Source organism: Flavobacterium sp. HBTb2-11-1, from assembly GCF_009826975.1.
Classification (GTDB): Bacteria; Bacteroidota; Bacteroidia; order Flavobacteriales; family Flavobacteriaceae; genus Flavobacterium.
This window is the reverse complement of sequence record NZ_WUMO01000001.1, coordinates 760,056-778,037: the sequence shown is the minus strand read 5'-3', so window position 1 is coordinate 778,037 and position 17,982 is coordinate 760,056. Positions and strand designations below refer to the sequence as shown.

Below are 17,982 nucleotides of genomic sequence, written 5' to 3'. Positions count from 1 at the left end.
CCCAATTACATCAGGTTATAATTGTTTTAATGTTAATTATTATTTCAATTTATTCAGATACATATTTACCGTATTATCCAGACCTAGATAAAGCGCCTCTGAAATTAAGGCATGGCCAATAGAAACTTCTAATAAACCAGGAATGTTTTGTTTGAAAAACTTGATATTATCCAAACTCAAATCGTGTCCAGCATTGATCCCCAAATTTAATTCGTTTGCCAATTCCGCAGCTTTAGTGTACGGCTCAATTCCTTTTTCGTTTCCTAAACTATATTGGTGCGCAAAAGATTCCGTATACAATTCAATTCTATCTGTCCCCGTTTTCTTTGCACCTTCGATCATTTCCAAAATAGGATCAACAAAAATCGATGTTCTGATTCCGTTTCTTTGAAATTCTTGAATAACTTCAGTTAAATAATCTTGATTTTTAATTGTATCCCAACCTGCAGACGAAGTTATCGCTCCAATTGCATCTGGAACCAATGTTACTTGATCGGGCTTGCACTCTAAAACCAAATCAATAAAATTATGCTGAGGGTTTCCTTCAATATTATATTCTGTTGTAACAATTGCTTTTAAATCGCGTGCATCCTGATAACGGATATGGCGCTCGTCTGGACGAGGATGGATGGTAATTCCCTGCCCTCCAAAACGCTGAATATCTGCCGCCACTTTTAATAAATCTGGAACATTTCCGCCGCGGGCATTTCGAAGCGTTGCTATTTTATTGATATTTACACTTAATTTTGTCATATAAATAGATATTAATTCTAGTAACATTATATTTGTTACGACAAAAATACAAAGTAAAACAGAGCGGTTTTCGGTATTTTTTGATTATTTTGCATCAAATATCCTCAATTGATTTATGACAGAAATTACAAATTATATCACAAACGATTTCAGGGCAATTGACAGTCAGGAAACAATAGCGTCGATTCAGGACTTTTTTGTCGATGTAAATTTTTCTCATTTTCCGATTTTAGAAGATGGTGTCTTTATTGGAAGCATCTCTTCTGACGATGTTGAAACATTTGACATTGAAAAAAAAGCAATTGATTACAAATATACTTTAGAACGTTTTTTTGCCAGAAAATCGATGATTTGGCTCGATGTTCTAGAAGTTTTTGCCAAAAACCACACCAACCTTCTCCCAATTCTTGACGAGAATAATAATTACATTGGGTATTACGAAATGGAAGATATCATGAAATTTTTTCAGGAAACTCCATTTTTAAAAGAGCCGGGCGCGATTATTATTGTTCAAAAAGGCCTTTTGGATTATTCTATGAGCGAGGTGACTCAAATTGTAGAAAGCAACAATGGTAAAATTTTAGGATGTTTTGTTTCGGAGGCTGATACAGAAAATGTTCAGATTACTGTAAAAATTGGTTTAGGGGCAATTAATGAAATCATCCAAACCTATAGAAGGTATGGTTACGAAATCATTTCAGAACATCAAGAAGACACTTACATCAACAGCTTAAAAGAACGATCAGATTACTTAGACAAGTATCTCAATATATAAGTTATGAATGCGCCAATGAGAAAATTAGTTAATCATATGATTTTCGCATTTCCCAATTATCTAATTGACACATTGACTAATTCTCTAATTTAACAACGAATGAAAATAGCCATTTACGGACAATATTATCAGAACAGTACCGAACCTATTATAAAAGACATTTTCAATTTCTTTAACACCAACAACGTCGAAATGGTAATTGAAGAAAATTTCTTGAATATGCTTTATGAAAAACAGCTTGTAAAAAAAGAATACAAAACTTTTTCTCCAAGTACTGCTTTAGACAATAGTTTTGAGATGCTGATTAGTATTGGAGGTGACGGTACGATTTTAAGAGCCGCAGCTTTTGTTCGTAATTCTGGAGTTCCTTTATTAGGAATCAATGCTGGAAGATTAGGCTTCTTGGCTAAAGTTCAGAAAGAAAACATTGATATTTTACTTCAATACGTTATTAGCCAAAACTATACGACTTCTGAAAGAACCTTATTAGGCTTAACTTGCGAGCCATACAATAAAGCTTTTGAAGAGCTAAATTTTGCGATGAATGAGGTGACAGTGAGCAGAAAAGACACTACTTCTATGATTACTGTAGAAACGTATTTGAATAACGAGTATCTAAATTCTTATTGGGCTGACGGATTGATCATTTCTACACCAACTGGTTCAACAGGATATTCATTAAGCTGTGGCGGACCAATTTTAACGCCAGATGTCAAAAGTTTAGTTATTACGCCAATTGCTCCACATAATTTAACTGCCAGACCCCTTGTAATTCCAGACGACACTGAAATCACATTGCGTGTATCAGGAAGAGAAGACCAATATTTGGTTTCTTTAGACTCGAGGATTTCTTCTGTAAAAAACGAGTCTATTTTAAAAATAAAAAAAACAGATTACAAAATTAAAATGGTTGAAATACCAGGCGAAACTTTCTTGAAAACCTTAAGAAATAAACTGCTCTGGGGAGAAGATAAAAGAAATTAAACTCTTTTCTGATTCTTCACTATACGATAATACCGCATTTTCTCGTTCTGCATGTAGTGAATCATCATTAAATGGCTCAAAATCATATCATAAAATGAAAAAAAAGCACATTTAACTAAAGGAACTTTGATTCGTATTGATAATTATTATATTTGCACGCAATTTTGAATTAAATGAAGAAAATTTTTAATTTATTGTTATGTTTTTTCCCTCTTATTACACTAAATGCTCAAATAAACGAGATTGGTGTTTTTTTTGGTGGAAGTAACTTTATAGGCGATGTTGGAAAAACAACCTACATCTCACCTGAAAAACCAGCTTTTGGTATTCTTTACAAATGGAATAGAAGTCCGAGGCACTCTTGGAGATTTTCTTACACACAATCAAATATTACCGGAAATGATTTTAAATCTGATGAAACAGGAAGAAATCAGAGGGGCTATCGTTTTGACAATGACATTAAAGAGCTATCTGCAGGATTAGAGTTCAATTTTTTCGATTTTAATCTCCACGATTATCATACAAAAATAACGCCTTATGTTTTTACAGGGTTAAATTACTTTTTCTTTAGCAACTTATACCGATACACTACAAGCCCAAATACAGTATACGAACTAAAAAATCAAAGCTCTATAGCCATACCTATTATATTAGGTATAAAATCAAATATATCGCCACGTTTTGTTTTGGCCGCCGAAGTCGGAGCGCGTTATACTTTTACTGATAATATTGACGGAAGCAATCCTAATACAAGTAATCCAAATATTATGAAATTTGGAAATTTAAATAATAATGACTGGTATGTTTTTTCAGGTGTCACTTTAACGTATACCTTTGGAAAAAAACCATGCTATTGCGCATACTAAAAATGAATTTAACAGAATCAATAGATCACACAAACTTACCTAAACACCTTGCCATTATCATGGACGGCAACGGACGCTGGGCAAAACAACAAGGCTATTTACGCGCGTTTGGCCATGAAAATGGAACAAAATCTGTAAAAGAAATCATCAAAACCTCAGCCAAACTTGGAATTGAATATTTAACCCTATATGCTTTTTCAACAGAAAATTGGAATCGTCCTAAATTGGAGGTTCAGGCATTAATGAAAATATTGATCAATTCATTAAAGAAAGAGCTTGTTACCCTTCAGGAAAACAATATCAGACTTAATGCAATTGGAAATCTTGACAAATTACCAAAAACAGCCCAAAAAGAACTTTTGGATGTTATGGAAAAAACTAAAAATAATACTCGTTTAACCCTTACCCTCGCTTTAAGTTATGGCTCCAGAGAGGAACTGGTAAATGCTGTAAAAGCAATTAGTGATAAAGTTAAAAATAATATAATTTCAATAGACACTATTGACGATTCAATTATAAATGAGCATCTTTACACGCAAAATTTACCTGACGTAGATTTATTAATACGAACAAGTGGAGAACATAGAATAAGTAATTTTTTGTTATGGCAGATTGCCTATGCAGAATTGTATTTTACTAATGTCTTGTGGCCAGACTTTAAAGACCAAGATTTATATGAGGCTATTATTAGTTATCAAAAAAGAGAACGTAGATTTGGAAAAACCAGTGAACAAATTAAATAATTTTTTAGTGTTGCAAAAAAAAATACAAATAGTCTTTACCCTTTTACTTTTGGGTAGTTTTTCACAAATTAAAGCACAAGAAAGAGTTCCTTTTGATCAAGGGAAAAAATATATTCTAGCTAAAGTTTCTGTTGTTGGTAAAATAAGTTTCAATGAACAGACTGTTGTTACTTTTTCGGGGCTTCAAAAAGGTCAGCAAATCACTGTTCCTGGAGAAGAAATCAGCAGTGCAATTAAAAAATTAGGCAAACTGGGCCTTTTTGATGAAATTGCTTTTTACGTTAATAAAGTAGAAAACGACAGTATCTATTTAGATTTAGATATCGTTGAGCTTCCTAAATTAAACGAGGTTAAAATTGTTGGTGTTAAGAAAAGTAAAGTCGAAGGCTTAATTAAAGATAACAACCTGACAAAGAACAAAATTGTCAATGAAAATTTAATTACAACCACTAAAAATTACATCGAAAACAAATACAAAAAAGAAGGATTTTATAACACAAAAGTTACTATCACCAATACTCCAGATACTATTAACGGGCATCAAGTAAACATGCTTGTCAGGATAGATAAAGGAGACAAAGTAAAAATCAGCAGTATTGATTTCACAGGAAACAAACAGCTTACCGACAATCAGTTAAGAGCTGCAATGAAAGACACAAAGCAGAAAAATTTCATTCGTGTATTTAAAGCATCTAAATTTATTCCTGAGAAATACAAAACCGATTTAGAAAAAGTAATCGCAGCCTATAAAGAAAAAGGATATCGTGACGCTCGTATCATTTACGATTCGGTACAATATAATAAGAAAAAAAATACGCTTGCCATTAAGATTAATGTAGAGGAAGGAAACAAATATTATTTCGGAAACATTAAATTCTTAGGAAATACAGTGTATTCAGATCAGCTCTTAAGCCGCTATTTAGGAATCAAAAAAGGAGAAACTTATAATGGAGTTTTACTTGAAAAAAGAATTGCCGATAAGACAAAACCAGACGCAGAAGACATTACCAACTTATACCAAAACAATGGTTATTTGTTCTCGAACATTAATGCTGTAGAGGTAAAAACAGTTAATGACACTATCGATTTTGAGATTAGAGTAACAGAAGGTCCAATCGCTTATTTCAACAAAATTACAGTTGTGGGTAATGACAAAACAAATGACCATGTTATTTACCGTGAGTTAAGAACAAAACCAGGTGAGAAATACAGTAAAGAACAATTAGTTAGAACGATTCGTGAGATTGGTCAATTAGGATTTTTTGATCCTGAGGCAATCGATCCTAAATTCAAAAACGTTGATGCTGGTGCTGGAACTGTTGATATTGAATACAACGTAGTAGAAAAAGGATCTAGCCAAGTCGAACTTCAAGGAGGTTATGGCGGTGGAGGTTTCATCGGGACTTTAGGGCTTTCGTTCAACAACTTCTCGGCACGTAAAATATTCGACAAAGAAGCTTATAAGCCTTTACCAATGGGAGATGGACAAAAAGTAGCGCTTCGTTTACAAGGAAGCACCTACTTCCAAACCTATAGTTTATCTTTCTCAGAACCTTGGTTTGGAGGAAAAAAACCGGTACAGTTTAGTTCATCGATTTCATACAGTAAGCAATTTCTTAACAATTACATCACTAGAACTGTTGATAAAAGCAAAAGTTTTAATATTTTTACAGTACAAGTTGGTTTAGCAAAAAGATTAACAGTGCCAGATGACTACTTTGTATTATCACAATCCGTAAGTTATCAGCACTATGATTTGAACAATTATAACACTGGTTTATTTACTTTTGGTAATGGTGCATCAAGAAACTTAGCGTATACTATCGGACTTTCAAGAAGCAATAAAGGGGTAAACCCAATATTCCCGACATATGGTTCTGAATTCAGTATTACAGCAAAAGTTACGCCTCCATATTCATTATTTAATGGAGTTGATTATGGTGATTTACAAAACCAAAAAGAATATAAAACACAATATACAGGAACATCTGGAAGTGGTATAGACGGAAAACCGCTTAACAATGGCGACTATGTTAAAACAGAAACCATAAACGGAACAACTGGATATGTAAGCGTTGGATCTGATTATGCAAGCGCTGACACAGATGTAGCAAAAGTCGATCAGAAAAAATACAATTGGTTAGAGTACTATAAAGTTAAATTTAGAGGAGACTGGTATACTAAAGTATATGGAAAATTAGTATTGAGAACCCTTACTGAGTTTGGTTTCTTAGGAGCATATAACCAAGAAAGAGGTGTAATTCCGTTTGAGCGTTTTTACTTAGGTGGAGATGGTATGGCAAACTACTCAATGGATGGTAGAGAGACCATTCAGTTAAGAGGTTATCCGAACAACTCATTGACTCCTGTAAACGCAAATGGTGATGCAATTGGAGCAACGATTTACAACAAATTCTCTATGGAATTACGTTATCCAATTACATTAAAAGCTTCGGCATCTATTTTTGCCTTAACGTTCTTAGAAGCAGGGTCATCATATCCGACATTTAAAGATTACAACCCATTTGACTTAAGCCGTTCTGCTGGTGCTGGTTTACGTGTATTCATGCCTGCATTTGGTTTATTGGGTATTGACTTTGGTTATGGATTTGACGCTCTTCCAGGACAGACAAAAGCGAATGGATGGGAAACACACTTTATCATTGGACAACAATTTTAGTGAAATAACGTTTGGTTAAAAATCATCAAATAAAGTTATGTTATGAGAAAACAATTTTTATTTATATTTTTAGCCTTGATTGTAGCAAATACAAGTCAGGCACAAGGAAAGACTACTCGAATTGGCTACATCGACATGGAATATATTTTAGAAAATGTTTCCGATTATAAAGAAGCTAAATCACAATTAGAGCAAAAAGCTCAAAAGTGGAAACAAGAAGTTGAAGCCAAAAAATTAAACATAAATAATTTGAAAGAAAGCTTAAAAACAGAAAAAGCTTTACTAACAAAGGAATTAATAGAAGAAAGAGAAACAGAAATTAAGTTTCTTGAGCAGGAAATGATGGATTATCAGCAGAAGCAATTTGGTTCTGATGGAAATCTAATGAGACAAAAAGCGGCTTTGGCAAAGCCAATACAAGATCAGGTTTTTACTGCCGTACAAGATATAGCCGAAGCAAAAAATTATGATTTTGTTTTTGATAAATCATCCGATCTAACTATGCTTTTCAGCAATAAAAGATTTGACATCAGCGATCAGGTTTTAAGAATCTTAAACCGTACTGAAAAACGTGAGCAGCTGACCAAAAAGCAATTGAAGGAGCAAGAGGCTAAAGAAAATATGGAAAATGCTATTGACGAAAATCCAGCAATGGCCGATCGCCAAAAAGCACTTGACGAGAAAAGAGCTGCCAGAGAAAAACTAATTCAGGATAGAAAATTAGAGCAGGAAGCTAAGAGAAAAGAATACGACGACAGAAGAAAAGCGTTGCAAGAAGAAAGAGAAGCTAAAAAAAATGGCACGGTTTCTGGAACAGCTCCAGTAGCAGTCCCTGCCTCAGCGGCAGATGCTGCCAAAACAAACTCAACTGCTAAAACTGCAACGCCAACAGCAACTGGAGAAACACCTGCTGCTCAACAGCCAGCAATGACAAAAGCAGAGGAAAGACAATTACTGTACGAACAGCGTAAAAAGGAATTGGAAGAAAGAAGAAAGAAAATTTTAGAAGAAAGAGAAGCGGCTAAAAAAGCAAAAGAAGCCGAATCGCAAAAAACAAATACGACCAATAATTAATTAATATTTTAAAAATGATGAAACAAATCAAAACTTTACTAATTGCTGCAATTCTTATTTTAGGAGCAAGTAACACAATGAACGCACAAGCGAAGGTAGCTCATGTTGATGTAAGCGAGATCATGTCGAAAATGCCTGCTATGCTAGATGCTCAAAATCAACTGCAAAAATTAAGTGGTACATATGATGCTGAATACAAAAAAATGGTTGACGAATATCAAGTGAAAATTAAAAAGTACGAAGCTGAAGCTGCAACTGTAACAGATGCTGTAAACGGTGAGCGTTCTAAAGAAGTTCAAGATATGCAAAAGAGAATTGTTGATTACAGAGACAATGCTCAAAAAGAATTACAACAAAAAGAAACAGATATCGTAAAACCTTTAATGGAAAAAGTAAGAGCTTCTATCCAAAAAGTTGGAAAAGCTAAAGGTTTCCAATATGTTTTAGACGGTTCTACTTTATTATTAGCTGATGGTCCAAACATCACTGCTGATGTTAAAAAAGATTTAGGATTCTAAGAAATTAAATTCCGATAATTAAGCTGCTCAATTTATATAATTTGAGCAGTTTTTTTTTACAAAAAATTAAACCTAATCTTTGGTATTATTTCAAGATTTCGCTTAATTTAGAATAACGAATTTTATTAAAAAATATTAAATTTGCTTTATGATAAACAATAATCCTATAGGCGTTTTTGATTCTGGCATTGGTGGAACTTCCATTTGGAGCGCCATTCATGACCTTCTTCCAAATGAGAAAACCATTTATCTGGCTGACAGTAAAAATGCTCCTTATGGGCAAAGAAGCAAAGATGAAATTGTTGCATTAAGCAAAAAAAATGTAGAATTTTTACTAGAGAATAATTGCAAGCTAATTGTTGTTGCTTGCAATACCGCAACCACAAATGCTATAGTAGAACTTCGCGCAGAATATGATGTTCCGTTTGTCGGAATTGAACCTGCTATCAAACCAGCGGCCAACAATTCTCAAACTCAGGTTATCGGAATTTTAGCTACAAAAGGAACTCTTAATAGTGAGCTGTTTAATAAAACTGCTGAGATGTTTCATAACACAAAAATCATTGAGCAGGTTGGGCATGGACTTGTACAACTTATTGAAGATGGCAATTTGTATTCGCCAGAAATGACTCAATTGTTAGAATCATATCTTCAGCCCATGATTGAAGCTAATATTGATTACTTGGTTTTAGGATGCAGCCACTACCCTTATCTGATTCCTCAGATAAAAAAAATTCTCCCAGATCATATTAAAATAATAGATTCAGGAGAAGCTGTTGCGCGCCAGACTAAAAATCTGCTTAAAGATAAAGTTGGATTTTCTGAAAGTACAGATATTGATCCAGTATTTTATGTAAATTCTGACCCTAAAGTTTTAGAATCAATTTTAGAATATAAATATCCAGTAATCAAAAAAGACTTTTAGATTATTATTCGAATTTTCGCTTGACGAACCAAATTCCGTCTAACGATAGATTGAGTGATATTTTATGGTAGTTTTCTTTTATTAAATCATTTGCGATTCTCCCTTTCTGTCCATAAGAATAAGAAATATTGAGTGATGAAAACGTATTTTCAATTGGCAGATTTAATCCAATAGAAATAGAAGCACTGTTAACACGCTGTTTGTCAACTTCGAGATAACCATTGTCAAAGTTTATACCTGCTGCATATCCTACTCTATCCCAATATCTTCTAACATTCTTTTTGGTACTGTAAGTTAACCCCAGAGCAAAACGATCCTGATTTACAAACTTTCCATAAAGCTCAGACTGGTTGGTATCTTTCCATAAACTCCTTTCGTAATCTAAAGTTACATTCAGATTATTTTTAAATCGCTTACTAGCTCCAAAACCTATTTCTAAAGGCATATAGTAATCATCTACGTCTGTAGCTTTGTCCGTTTCTATAGAAGTCTCTACTTCATCTGCAATACTTGTTACCGTTTGCACTTTGGAAGCATTTATCCTTGTTGGAACTTTAACTGTAGTTCCAATTGTAAATGTAGAATCTATTTTATATTGAGCACCCAAAGTTGCGCGAACTCCTCTATAATCTGTTTTTTTGTGTATCGTAGTAATTGTATTTGAAATTAAAAAAGCGCGATCATCAACCGTATTTCCAAAAAGCACTGTTCCGGTTGCCCCTACCGTCAATTTTTTTCCAAATCGATATCCGTATGAAAAATCCAGATTGTTTAAACCTCCTGATCCTTGTGCTGTTACATAGTAATATTCCTGACTGTCAGCAATTGGAAGTTTTAAATTAGAAATTTTAAATACAGAACTAGAATATGGACGAAGCGCTAAACTAAAACCAGAATTTTTAGAAACCGGAAAAGCAAAAGCCAAATGAGAAAATTGAAAATTATTTCGCTTTTCTGTACGATTACTACTCTGATATGTGGTTGCGATAGCTTTTCCGCCAATATCAAAAAGAAAGTGATTCTGATACATAAATCCTAAAGAAGCTGGATTTAGATTATTGATAAAAGTATCTGAAGGCAAAGCAATTCCAGAACCGCCTATGGAAGGCAGATAACCAAAATCTGAATCATATAAACTTCCAACACCGTAAAGCGAATATGGAGAACTTGAAATACTTTGAGAAAATGAAGTCAGCGACATTAGAAAGAAGCAGCTCCATAAAACAATTCTATTTTTCATTTAGTAAGAGATGTAATAAATTTTCAGCTGAATTTTGTTGTTTGCATGTTTTTGGTTACCCAAAACAATGCGGTCAACAGATTTAGAAATTCCAGGTAATGTCAAGATGAGAGATGATCTTGAATCGGATTGTTTGAGCATTTCTTTCTGAAGGAAATTCCCAATTGGAATGGTATAACCAACATTTTCATTAAACTCATCACTTTTTTTATTCAATATTCCGTAAACAGTGCTTCCAGCAGAATTTACCAATGTTCCGCTTATTCGATTTAAATTATCACCCACATACACAGCCAGCGAATCTGCCAATGGATATTTCTCAGAATAAGAATTATTTACTGGTTTCAAAATCAGTTCAGCATTTACAATAGCTCCATTAGTTGAAATATTTTTAAACTGCTTAATATTAGGAAATTCAACTCTGCAGGCTACTCCAGTTCCAGATTGAATAAACCCTTGGTTATTTGTGAGGTTACTTGATAAATTACTGCTCGAGACGGGAAGATTTTGCAGCAGTGTCCCCGTTTTATTCAAAGAAATAGAATTAAACTGCTTTGCATGATCTATAATCGTAAAATCGAGAAAAAAAGAATCCTGATCTGAATCTCCCATATATTTTGAATAATACAATCTTACTTTGCTATTTCCCGCACTAAATCCAATTACGCTTGAAGAATTGGAGGTTTCTGGAACTAAAACCAGCCCTTTCAAATATTCGGTAAAGCTGTCAAAATCTGTAATTTCTCTTTTTTTTATTTTCTGAAAAAGAGCATCTCCAAATTCATTGCTCATTTTAATATTTATAGAGTCCTTTTCGGTTGGCCTTGGTACAAAAGATATTTTTCCCAAGCTTTCGGGACTATAACTTAATGTAGAATTATTGTAAAAACTGCTGTCGTCAGTATTAGGCTTCACCTTCTGAATTAAGCGATGAATATCAAACGTTTGCACTTTGGTTGTATCTCCATAATAATATTTATCATATTTAAGAATCATAGAAATCGAATCGAAAACATAATTTATCGATTCAGTATCGGAACCCGAACTATTTAAAGCATAATTAGTACCTGAAAGCTGAAAATAACTGTCTGATTTTACTTTTCCGAAAATAGGATCATTGTAATTTCCTATCAAGATTCTACTCATGTTTGAAGTTACAAGCGAATCAAAATTGATGGTTGACATTTCTACCGTAACGGTATCTATCATGATCACTTTATTGCTTAAAGCCAAATAATCTGACCCAACAGTAAATTCTCCAGTATCTGTATCCGTACCGCACGAAAATAAGCTAAGTACCAAAAGCAGTATCAAAATAAACTTGTGCATAATTTAATTTTTGAGCAAATATAAATTGCACGCTTTGGCGACACACTATAACATATACTACTGCGCTTTTTACGGCTACAAACTGTACAAAACAATCTATAATCTGAATTCTATTCTCAAAATTTAATTCGACCCTAAAAACGGCGATTTTGTCTATCAAAACACGTCATATATATATCTTCTTTTTTTTAAGGACTTCATCCGTCTAATTTTGAGCCAATAAAATAAGTAATGAAAGTAAGGTTTTTAGTTTGTTCTCTTTTTTTGATTTCATTTTTAGGTTTAAAAGCTCAGGAAAATTTTGGCGCCGCTTTTAATTTTAGAACCGAGCCAACAGAAAAGATAAATTTTAGCGAAACAGGCCTTGCTATTTTTTATCAGAAAAAATTAGGAGCAAAAAGCAAAATAGCGAACACTTTAGAATATTCTAATTTGAAGGTGAATTACGAATTGAATCCTTATAATTTTTATGCGGATCAGGACAAATTCAACCAAGTTCAAAACAAATTTGAATATTCATCTGAAATAGCAGAAAGAACAAATTGGAAACTTTCTGTTATTCCGACGGCAAATTTTCAAAGCAAATTGGATTTTTCAGACGTTACTGTTTTAGGAAGTTTAGAAATCATTCAGCAAATTAGTTCAAAACTGAGTGTAATTGCGGGAGCTGGCAGAACATCAATTTTTGGAGCGCCCAAGATTACACCAATTGTTGCTTTTGATTATAAAGTGAATGAGAAAACCGATTTTAAAATCGGATTCCCCGACTCAAAGATTTCTTATTCTAATAATGATCGAAACAAATTTAGTCTTGCGAATAGTTTTAATGGAAATTTTTATCATTTGGATAAAACATCTAGTACAGGAAACAATTCTGAAAAAGCTGTTTTATCGCAAATGACTTCGGCTTTAGAATACGAAAGAAATGTTGCCGGCAATTGGTTTTTAAATTTTAAAGCTGGTTATGATTTCAACAAAAAATACAATTTACTAGATAGTAATGACCATAAGGTTTACGACTATAATACCGGAAACGGTTATGTTTTAGGAATAGGGATCAAATACAAACAATAAATTAAATACACTATGATTAATCTAAAAAAAGGAATTTTATTCACAGCGCTTTTTTCAAGCCTCTTTTTTATAAGCTGCAGCAATGATGATGACGATGATGATTTGGTAGGAAACTGGATTAAAAAATCAGCCTTTGATGGCCCTGCAAGATCTAGTGCTACAAGTTTTGTTATCGGAGATTATGCTTACGTAGTAGGTGGTTATACTGGCGACGTTTATTTAAAAGATCTTTGGGTTTACAATTCAAATGGAGATTATTGGGAACAGAAAGCTGATTTTGGTGGCATCGGAAGAAGTTCTGCTTCTAGTTTTGCATTAAACGAAAAAGGTTATGTAGGTCTTGGTTATGACGGAACAAACAAGCTGAAAGACTTTTATCAATACGACCCTACTGCAAACAGCTGGACGCAAAAAACAGACTTTGCAGGAACGGCACGTTATGCTGCTGTAGGTTTTCAGGTTGGTGGTAAAGCGTATTTTGGAACAGGCTATGACGGGAATTATCTGAAAGATTTTTATCAATACGATGATCAGGCCAATACTTGGATTCTAGTAAATGGTTTTAGCGGTAACAAAAGACGTAATGCAACTGTATTTACAATTGCAGACAAAGCATATTTAGTAACTGGTGTAAATAATGGTGTTTATCAAGAAGATTTCTGGGAGTTTGATCCATCAACAGATGTTTGGACAAGAAAACGTGATATTGATAAAGATACTGATGACGATTACAGCTACAACGACGATTATGCGATTGTACGTTCTAATGCTTCAAGTTTTTCTATGAATGGTCTAGGATATGTTGTAGGAGGTGAAAACATCAAAACAGTTTGGGAATACAATCCGTCAACAGATTTATGGACAGAAAGAACTCCAATGGAAGGTGCTACACGAACAGATGCTGTTGGTTTCTCAATAAATAATCGCGGATTCTATATGCTAGGAAGAGTTGGTTCTACGTACTTTGATGATGCTTGGGAATTTAAGCCATTAGACGAACAAAGCGATGACGATAATTAATATTAAACAATTCTTCTGGAGTAATATCCAGAAGAATTTAATGGTTTTTACAGTTCTTTTGCTTTTTGCTGCGTGTGCAAAAAAAGAAGCTTTAACTGCCACATCTTTTAAAACAAATTCTGGATGGGGATATTCAATTGCCTATAAAGAAAAAGTTTTAATTAAACAATCCATTATTCCCGTAATAAGTGACACTAAAAGTTTTGAAACAGAAAGTGATGCTCTAAAAGTTGCCGAGCTTGTAAAGCAAAAACTCAAACAGAACTTATCTCCAACGGTAACCAAAAATGAACTAATTTTATTAAAAATAAAATTATAAATGCAGATCGATACCATTAAAAATACAGGCTATAACAAAATATTATTCCATTTCATGATTTGGATTTTCTTTATTCTGACTTCATTAATTCAGTTTTATGAAAGTCCGTTTAAGCTCGACAATGATTTTTATGCCCAATGGCTTTCAGGGATTTTCTTGTTTTATCTGAACTATTTTTATTTGGTTCCAAATTATTTGCTGCAAAAAAAATATTGGCTGTACGGCGCATTTGCCATTGGTCTGATTGCGCTATTTATGGTAATACGATTAAATTATTTTATTCCTGAATTTAGACATTTAAGGCCGGAAAACATGATGCATGCTGACACCATTATTCGTGATCCGCATTTTTTTCCAAGAGGAGGCAGAATGCGTCACAGAATAGAAATGAGACAGCCGTTCTTTTTTAAGATTGCCCCTTCTTTTTTCTACATTCTAATTATTACAATTTCTGCAATTATTAGAACATTAACTGAATTTTATAACAATCAGCAAAATAAACTGATTGCTGAAACTCATAGAACAAATACCGAATTAATTTATTTGCGCAAACAAACCAATCCGCATTTTTTATTTAATTCGCTAAACAGTATTTATTCATTGGCACACAAAAAATCTGATTTGGTCCCTGATGCCATCGTAACCTTGTCTGAACTAATGCGCTATATGCTGTATGAAACAGACAATAAAACGGTGGCTTTAGAAAAAGAGGTCAATTATATTCAGAACTATATCGAATTGCAAAAACTGCGATTAAATAATATTGAAGACATTGTGATCAATGTGCATGGCGATACTAAAAACAAATTTATTGAGCCTTTACTATTGATCTCATTTGTTGAAAATGCTTTTAAATACGGAACCGATTATAAAGGCGCGGCTCACGTAAAAATCAAAATTCTGATTACAGACTACAATCTTGATTTTTGGATCGAAAACACAATCGAAAATTATGTGAAAGATCCTGAAAATTCAGGAATTGGATTAGTAAACATTCAAAGCCGTCTTGATCTTCTTTATCCAAACGCACACGAACTGACCATTACGCAAGATGATAACTATTACCGAGTCCATTTGAATTTAAAATTAGATGAAATTAAAACCGCAATAGATTAAAAAATGATTTCAGTGAGCAAAAAATCAAAATATTTTTTACTCACAAAATGATAACCGTTAATACATAATTTTGATTTGTAAAAACCAGTATTTTATGAAAATTTTAAAACTTAATTTACTGGTTTCAAACTACTTTTGAATGCGAAATGAAATTTTAAAAACTAATCCAGAAAAGATGAAATGTGTAATTATTGATGACGAACCTTTAGCGGTAGAACTATTAGAGGATTTTGTCAAAAAAGTAGATACTCTTGAACTGATCAGCACTTTCAATAATGCTATCGATGCCGTTTCATTTATCAATCAAAATAATGTTGATTTGATTTTTCTGGATATTCAGATGCCCCATTTTTCTGGAATTGACTTTTTAAATACTATAGAGAAAAAACCTCTAGTTATTTTCACGACCGCCTATTCAGATTATGCTGTGGAGGGATTTAATCTTGGCGCGGTCGATTATTTAGTAAAACCGATTCCGTTTCATCGTTTTTTAAAAGCGGTAGTTCGTGCTCAGCAAGTTTTACAGCCTGTGGCAACTCCAGCACTTACAGAAAGCACTAATACGCCAGAAATTGAACAGGATTTTATGTTTGTTAGAGCTGAATATGAAAACGTAAAATTGAATTTTGCCGATATTCTTTTTATTGAAGGCCTTAAAGATTATGTCAAAATTTACACTACAGACAATAAATTTACACTGACATTAATCAGTTTAATAAAACTAGAAAATTTGCTTTCAAACAAAGGTTTTGCGAGAATTCACAGGTCGTATATTATTAATATCAAACATGTAAAATCAATTCAGAAAAACAAAGTGTTAATAAGCGATAAAAGAATTCCAATAAGCGAAAGTTATAAGAATACTTTCTTCGAAAAAATCAACCTTTAAATTTTTTAAATTGCAAATAAAAAAAATCCAAATTCCAAAAAGCTAAAACTCTTGGAATTTGGATTTTCTATTTTGAGATTTCCATTTGGAATTTCTATTCTTCGTTTTTGAACCAACTCGAATACATCACGTAATTATTCGAAATGCGTTCAATTTCGCCAGCAAAATCAGACTGATCGATGTCTTTAACTTTTTTGGCAGGAACACCGGCATAAATACTTCCAGAAGTTACCACCGTATTTTGTGTTACTACAGCTCCAGCAGCAATTATGGCATTGCTTTCTACCACGCAATTATCCATTACAATTGCTCCCATTCCGATTAAAACATTATCATGAATCGTACAACCGTGAACAATTGCATTGTGACCAATTGAAACGTTATTTCCTATAATCGTTGGGTGCTTTTGATACGTACAGTGAATTACAGCTCCATCTTGAATATTTACTTTGTTTCCAATTTTAATAAAATGAACATCTCCTCTCACAACAGCATTAAACCAAACGCTGCAAGATGTTCCAAAAGATACATCTCCAACAATAGTAGCATTTTCGGCCACATAACAATCCTCTGGAATAAGAGGCGATTTTCCGTTTACAGATTTAATCAGCATAAAAAATAAATTTAGTTAATGGCAGGACAGTTACAGTCATAGCGTTCTTTTTTACAGAATAAATTAATTCCTAAAGTAATTTGATGATATCCGCCAGTGTCAAACTTAACATCTCCCATTACTTGAGAATACGTGTAAGCAAACATAAAATTCTTGAAGTTTACCCCAATAATTGGTGTAAAGTACTGTAATTTCTGAGACGCTACACCGCTTCCTGAAATATATTGTGCTCCATCAAAACCTCTTCTATACGATAAAGCGGCCCACAGACTTCCAAAATCCATGTTTTTATAGGCTTTCATATTTATGTCGAGTGTTTTTTCTTTCGTCTGGTCAAACAGCTGAAAAAGGATCGAAGGCTCCCAAGTCCAATTTTCATTTTTACCAAACACATAACCAGCGCTTAATAAAAACTTCCTCAAGTTATCACTTTCATAATCTGAATATAACTCTCTCCTCGTTTCCAATAGACCTTGAACTGTTGCATGAGCATAGAAATTCAAATAATTATAAGAAGCTCCAACATCAATATTGAAATAAGAATCTTTTTGAATGGAACCAAAAACTATTGGATCAAATGTGTTGCCGAATTTTGTTTCGTCTAATTGATTTTGAATCAAACCACCACTAATTCCAAAAGACAACTGATTCAAATCCAGTTCATCTCTCGAAAACATAATATGATGCGCATAAGTCAATTTTACCCCTTTTTCAGAATGGTATCCGTTTTTGTCATTAAAAACAATAATCCCAGCTCCAGAACGCTCCCCTATTCTTCCATTAAAACTCAAAGTTTGAAGCGATGGAGAATCTTCTTCTCCAAACCATTGTTTTCTGGCTGTTAACCGCACTTTGGCACAATTGGCTGCACCAGCCATAGAAGGATGAATAAGGTAATAATTATCAGACAAATAATCAGAATAAACAGGGATTCCCTCTTGGGAATAAGAGTGAAAAACAGTAATGAGAAAAATTAATAAAACCCTGATTTTTAATTTCATAAAGACAAAATTCTTTCTATATAATTTTTACTCTTGCAATTTAACACGATTTATTTGAAAAGA

Annotated in this window: 18 protein-coding genes; 13 read left to right on the top strand and 5 right to left on the bottom strand. The window is 33.3% G+C overall.

The window, feature by feature from the left end:
- Positions 1-39: 39 nt before the first annotated feature.
- The gene (locus tag GR162_RS03390) at positions 40-753 is read right to left on the bottom strand and encodes a pyridoxine 5'-phosphate synthase (RefSeq protein ID WP_160780985.1); all 714 of its coding nucleotides are present in this window, start codon (positions 751-753) and stop codon (positions 40-42) included.
- 115 nt (positions 754-868) lie between these two features.
- Here GR162_RS03390 and GR162_RS03385 point away from each other — a divergent pair, with 115 nt between their 5' ends.
- From GR162_RS03385 to murI, 8 genes are all read left to right on the top strand, one after another.
- Positions 869-1,528, top strand: coding sequence for a CBS domain-containing protein (locus tag GR162_RS03385; protein WP_008467315.1), 660 nt, complete (start codon positions 869-871; stop codon positions 1,526-1,528).
- A gap of 99 nt (positions 1,529-1,627) precedes the next feature.
- Positions 1,628-2,512, top strand: a complete 885-nt coding sequence (locus GR162_RS03380) for an NAD kinase (RefSeq protein WP_160780984.1) — start codon at positions 1,628-1,630, stop codon at positions 2,510-2,512.
- A 173-nt stretch (positions 2,513-2,685) separates the two neighbouring features.
- The gene (locus tag GR162_RS03375; protein WP_160780983.1) at positions 2,686-3,378 is read left to right on the top strand and encodes a DUF6089 family protein; all 693 of its coding nucleotides are present in this window, start codon (positions 2,686-2,688) and stop codon (positions 3,376-3,378) included.
- Between the two features lie 2 nt (positions 3,379-3,380).
- Positions 3,381-4,121: an isoprenyl transferase gene (locus tag GR162_RS03370; RefSeq protein WP_160780982.1), complete on the top strand. Its 741-nt coding sequence runs from the start codon at positions 3,381-3,383 to the stop codon at positions 4,119-4,121.
- The gene (locus GR162_RS03365) at positions 4,054-6,801 is read left to right on the top strand and encodes an outer membrane protein assembly factor (protein ID WP_160780981.1); all 2,748 of its coding nucleotides are present in this window, start codon (positions 4,054-4,056) and stop codon (positions 6,799-6,801) included. The genes GR162_RS03370 and GR162_RS03365 overlap by 68 nt, the downstream gene beginning before the upstream one ends.
- 42 nt (positions 6,802-6,843) lie before the next feature.
- A complete protein-coding gene (locus GR162_RS03360; RefSeq protein ID WP_091136571.1) occupies positions 6,844-7,875 on the top strand; it encodes an OmpH family outer membrane protein in 1,032 nt (343 codons plus the stop codon).
- A 14-nt stretch (positions 7,876-7,889) separates the two neighbouring features.
- Positions 7,890-8,393 (top strand): OmpH family outer membrane protein, encoded by a 504-nt coding sequence (locus tag GR162_RS03355; RefSeq protein WP_170830271.1) that lies wholly within the window; start codon positions 7,890-7,892, stop codon positions 8,391-8,393.
- Between the two features lie 148 nt (positions 8,394-8,541).
- Positions 8,542-9,318, top strand: a complete 777-nt coding sequence (gene murI, locus GR162_RS03350; protein ID WP_008467324.1) for a glutamate racemase — start codon at positions 8,542-8,544, stop codon at positions 9,316-9,318.
- 4 nt (positions 9,319-9,322) lie between these two features.
- On the opposite strand, the gene GR162_RS03345 is transcribed toward murI, so the two are convergent.
- Positions 9,323-10,558 (bottom strand): aromatic hydrocarbon degradation protein, encoded by a 1,236-nt coding sequence (locus tag GR162_RS03345; RefSeq protein ID WP_160780980.1) that lies wholly within the window; start codon positions 10,556-10,558, stop codon positions 9,323-9,325.
- The gene (locus tag GR162_RS03340) at positions 10,559-11,887 is read right to left on the bottom strand and encodes a DUF4270 family protein (RefSeq protein ID WP_160780979.1); all 1,329 of its coding nucleotides are present in this window, start codon (positions 11,885-11,887) and stop codon (positions 10,559-10,561) included.
- A 231-nt stretch (positions 11,888-12,118) separates the two neighbouring features.
- Between GR162_RS03340 and GR162_RS03335 the strand changes: the two genes are divergently transcribed.
- The 5 genes from GR162_RS03335 to GR162_RS03315 all read left to right on the top strand — a co-directional run bounded on the left by GR162_RS03335 (position 12,119) and on the right by GR162_RS03315 (position 16,305).
- Positions 12,119-12,961 carry a DUF6268 family outer membrane beta-barrel protein gene (locus tag GR162_RS03335; RefSeq protein WP_160780978.1) on the top strand — a complete coding sequence of 281 codons (843 nt, stop codon included), beginning with the start codon at positions 12,119-12,121 and terminating at the stop codon, positions 12,959-12,961.
- A gap of 12 nt (positions 12,962-12,973) precedes the next feature.
- Positions 12,974-13,981 carry a kelch repeat-containing protein gene (locus GR162_RS03330; RefSeq protein WP_160780977.1) on the top strand — a complete coding sequence of 336 codons (1,008 nt, stop codon included), beginning with the start codon at positions 12,974-12,976 and terminating at the stop codon, positions 13,979-13,981.
- Positions 13,968-14,300: a DUF4907 domain-containing protein gene (locus GR162_RS03325; protein ID WP_008467334.1), complete on the top strand. Its 333-nt coding sequence runs from the start codon at positions 13,968-13,970 to the stop codon at positions 14,298-14,300. The genes GR162_RS03330 and GR162_RS03325 overlap by 14 nt, the downstream gene beginning before the upstream one ends.
- Positions 14,301-15,416 (top strand): sensor histidine kinase, encoded by a 1,116-nt coding sequence (locus tag GR162_RS03320; RefSeq protein ID WP_008467335.1) that lies wholly within the window; start codon positions 14,301-14,303, stop codon positions 15,414-15,416.
- A gap of 139 nt (positions 15,417-15,555) precedes the next feature.
- Positions 15,556-16,305, top strand: a complete 750-nt coding sequence (locus tag GR162_RS03315) for a LytTR family DNA-binding domain-containing protein (protein ID WP_008467337.1) — start codon at positions 15,556-15,558, stop codon at positions 16,303-16,305.
- A 94-nt stretch (positions 16,306-16,399) separates the two neighbouring features.
- On the opposite strand, the gene GR162_RS03310 is transcribed toward GR162_RS03315, so the two are convergent.
- Complete coding sequence (locus GR162_RS03310; protein ID WP_066032770.1) at positions 16,400-16,918, bottom strand: gamma carbonic anhydrase family protein; 519 nt, start codon at positions 16,916-16,918, stop codon at positions 16,400-16,402.
- A gap of 11 nt (positions 16,919-16,929) precedes the next feature.
- Positions 16,930-17,919, bottom strand: a complete 990-nt coding sequence (locus GR162_RS03305) for a type IX secretion system membrane protein PorP/SprF (protein ID WP_160780976.1) — start codon at positions 17,917-17,919, stop codon at positions 16,930-16,932.
- Positions 17,920-17,982 lie beyond the last annotated feature (63 nt).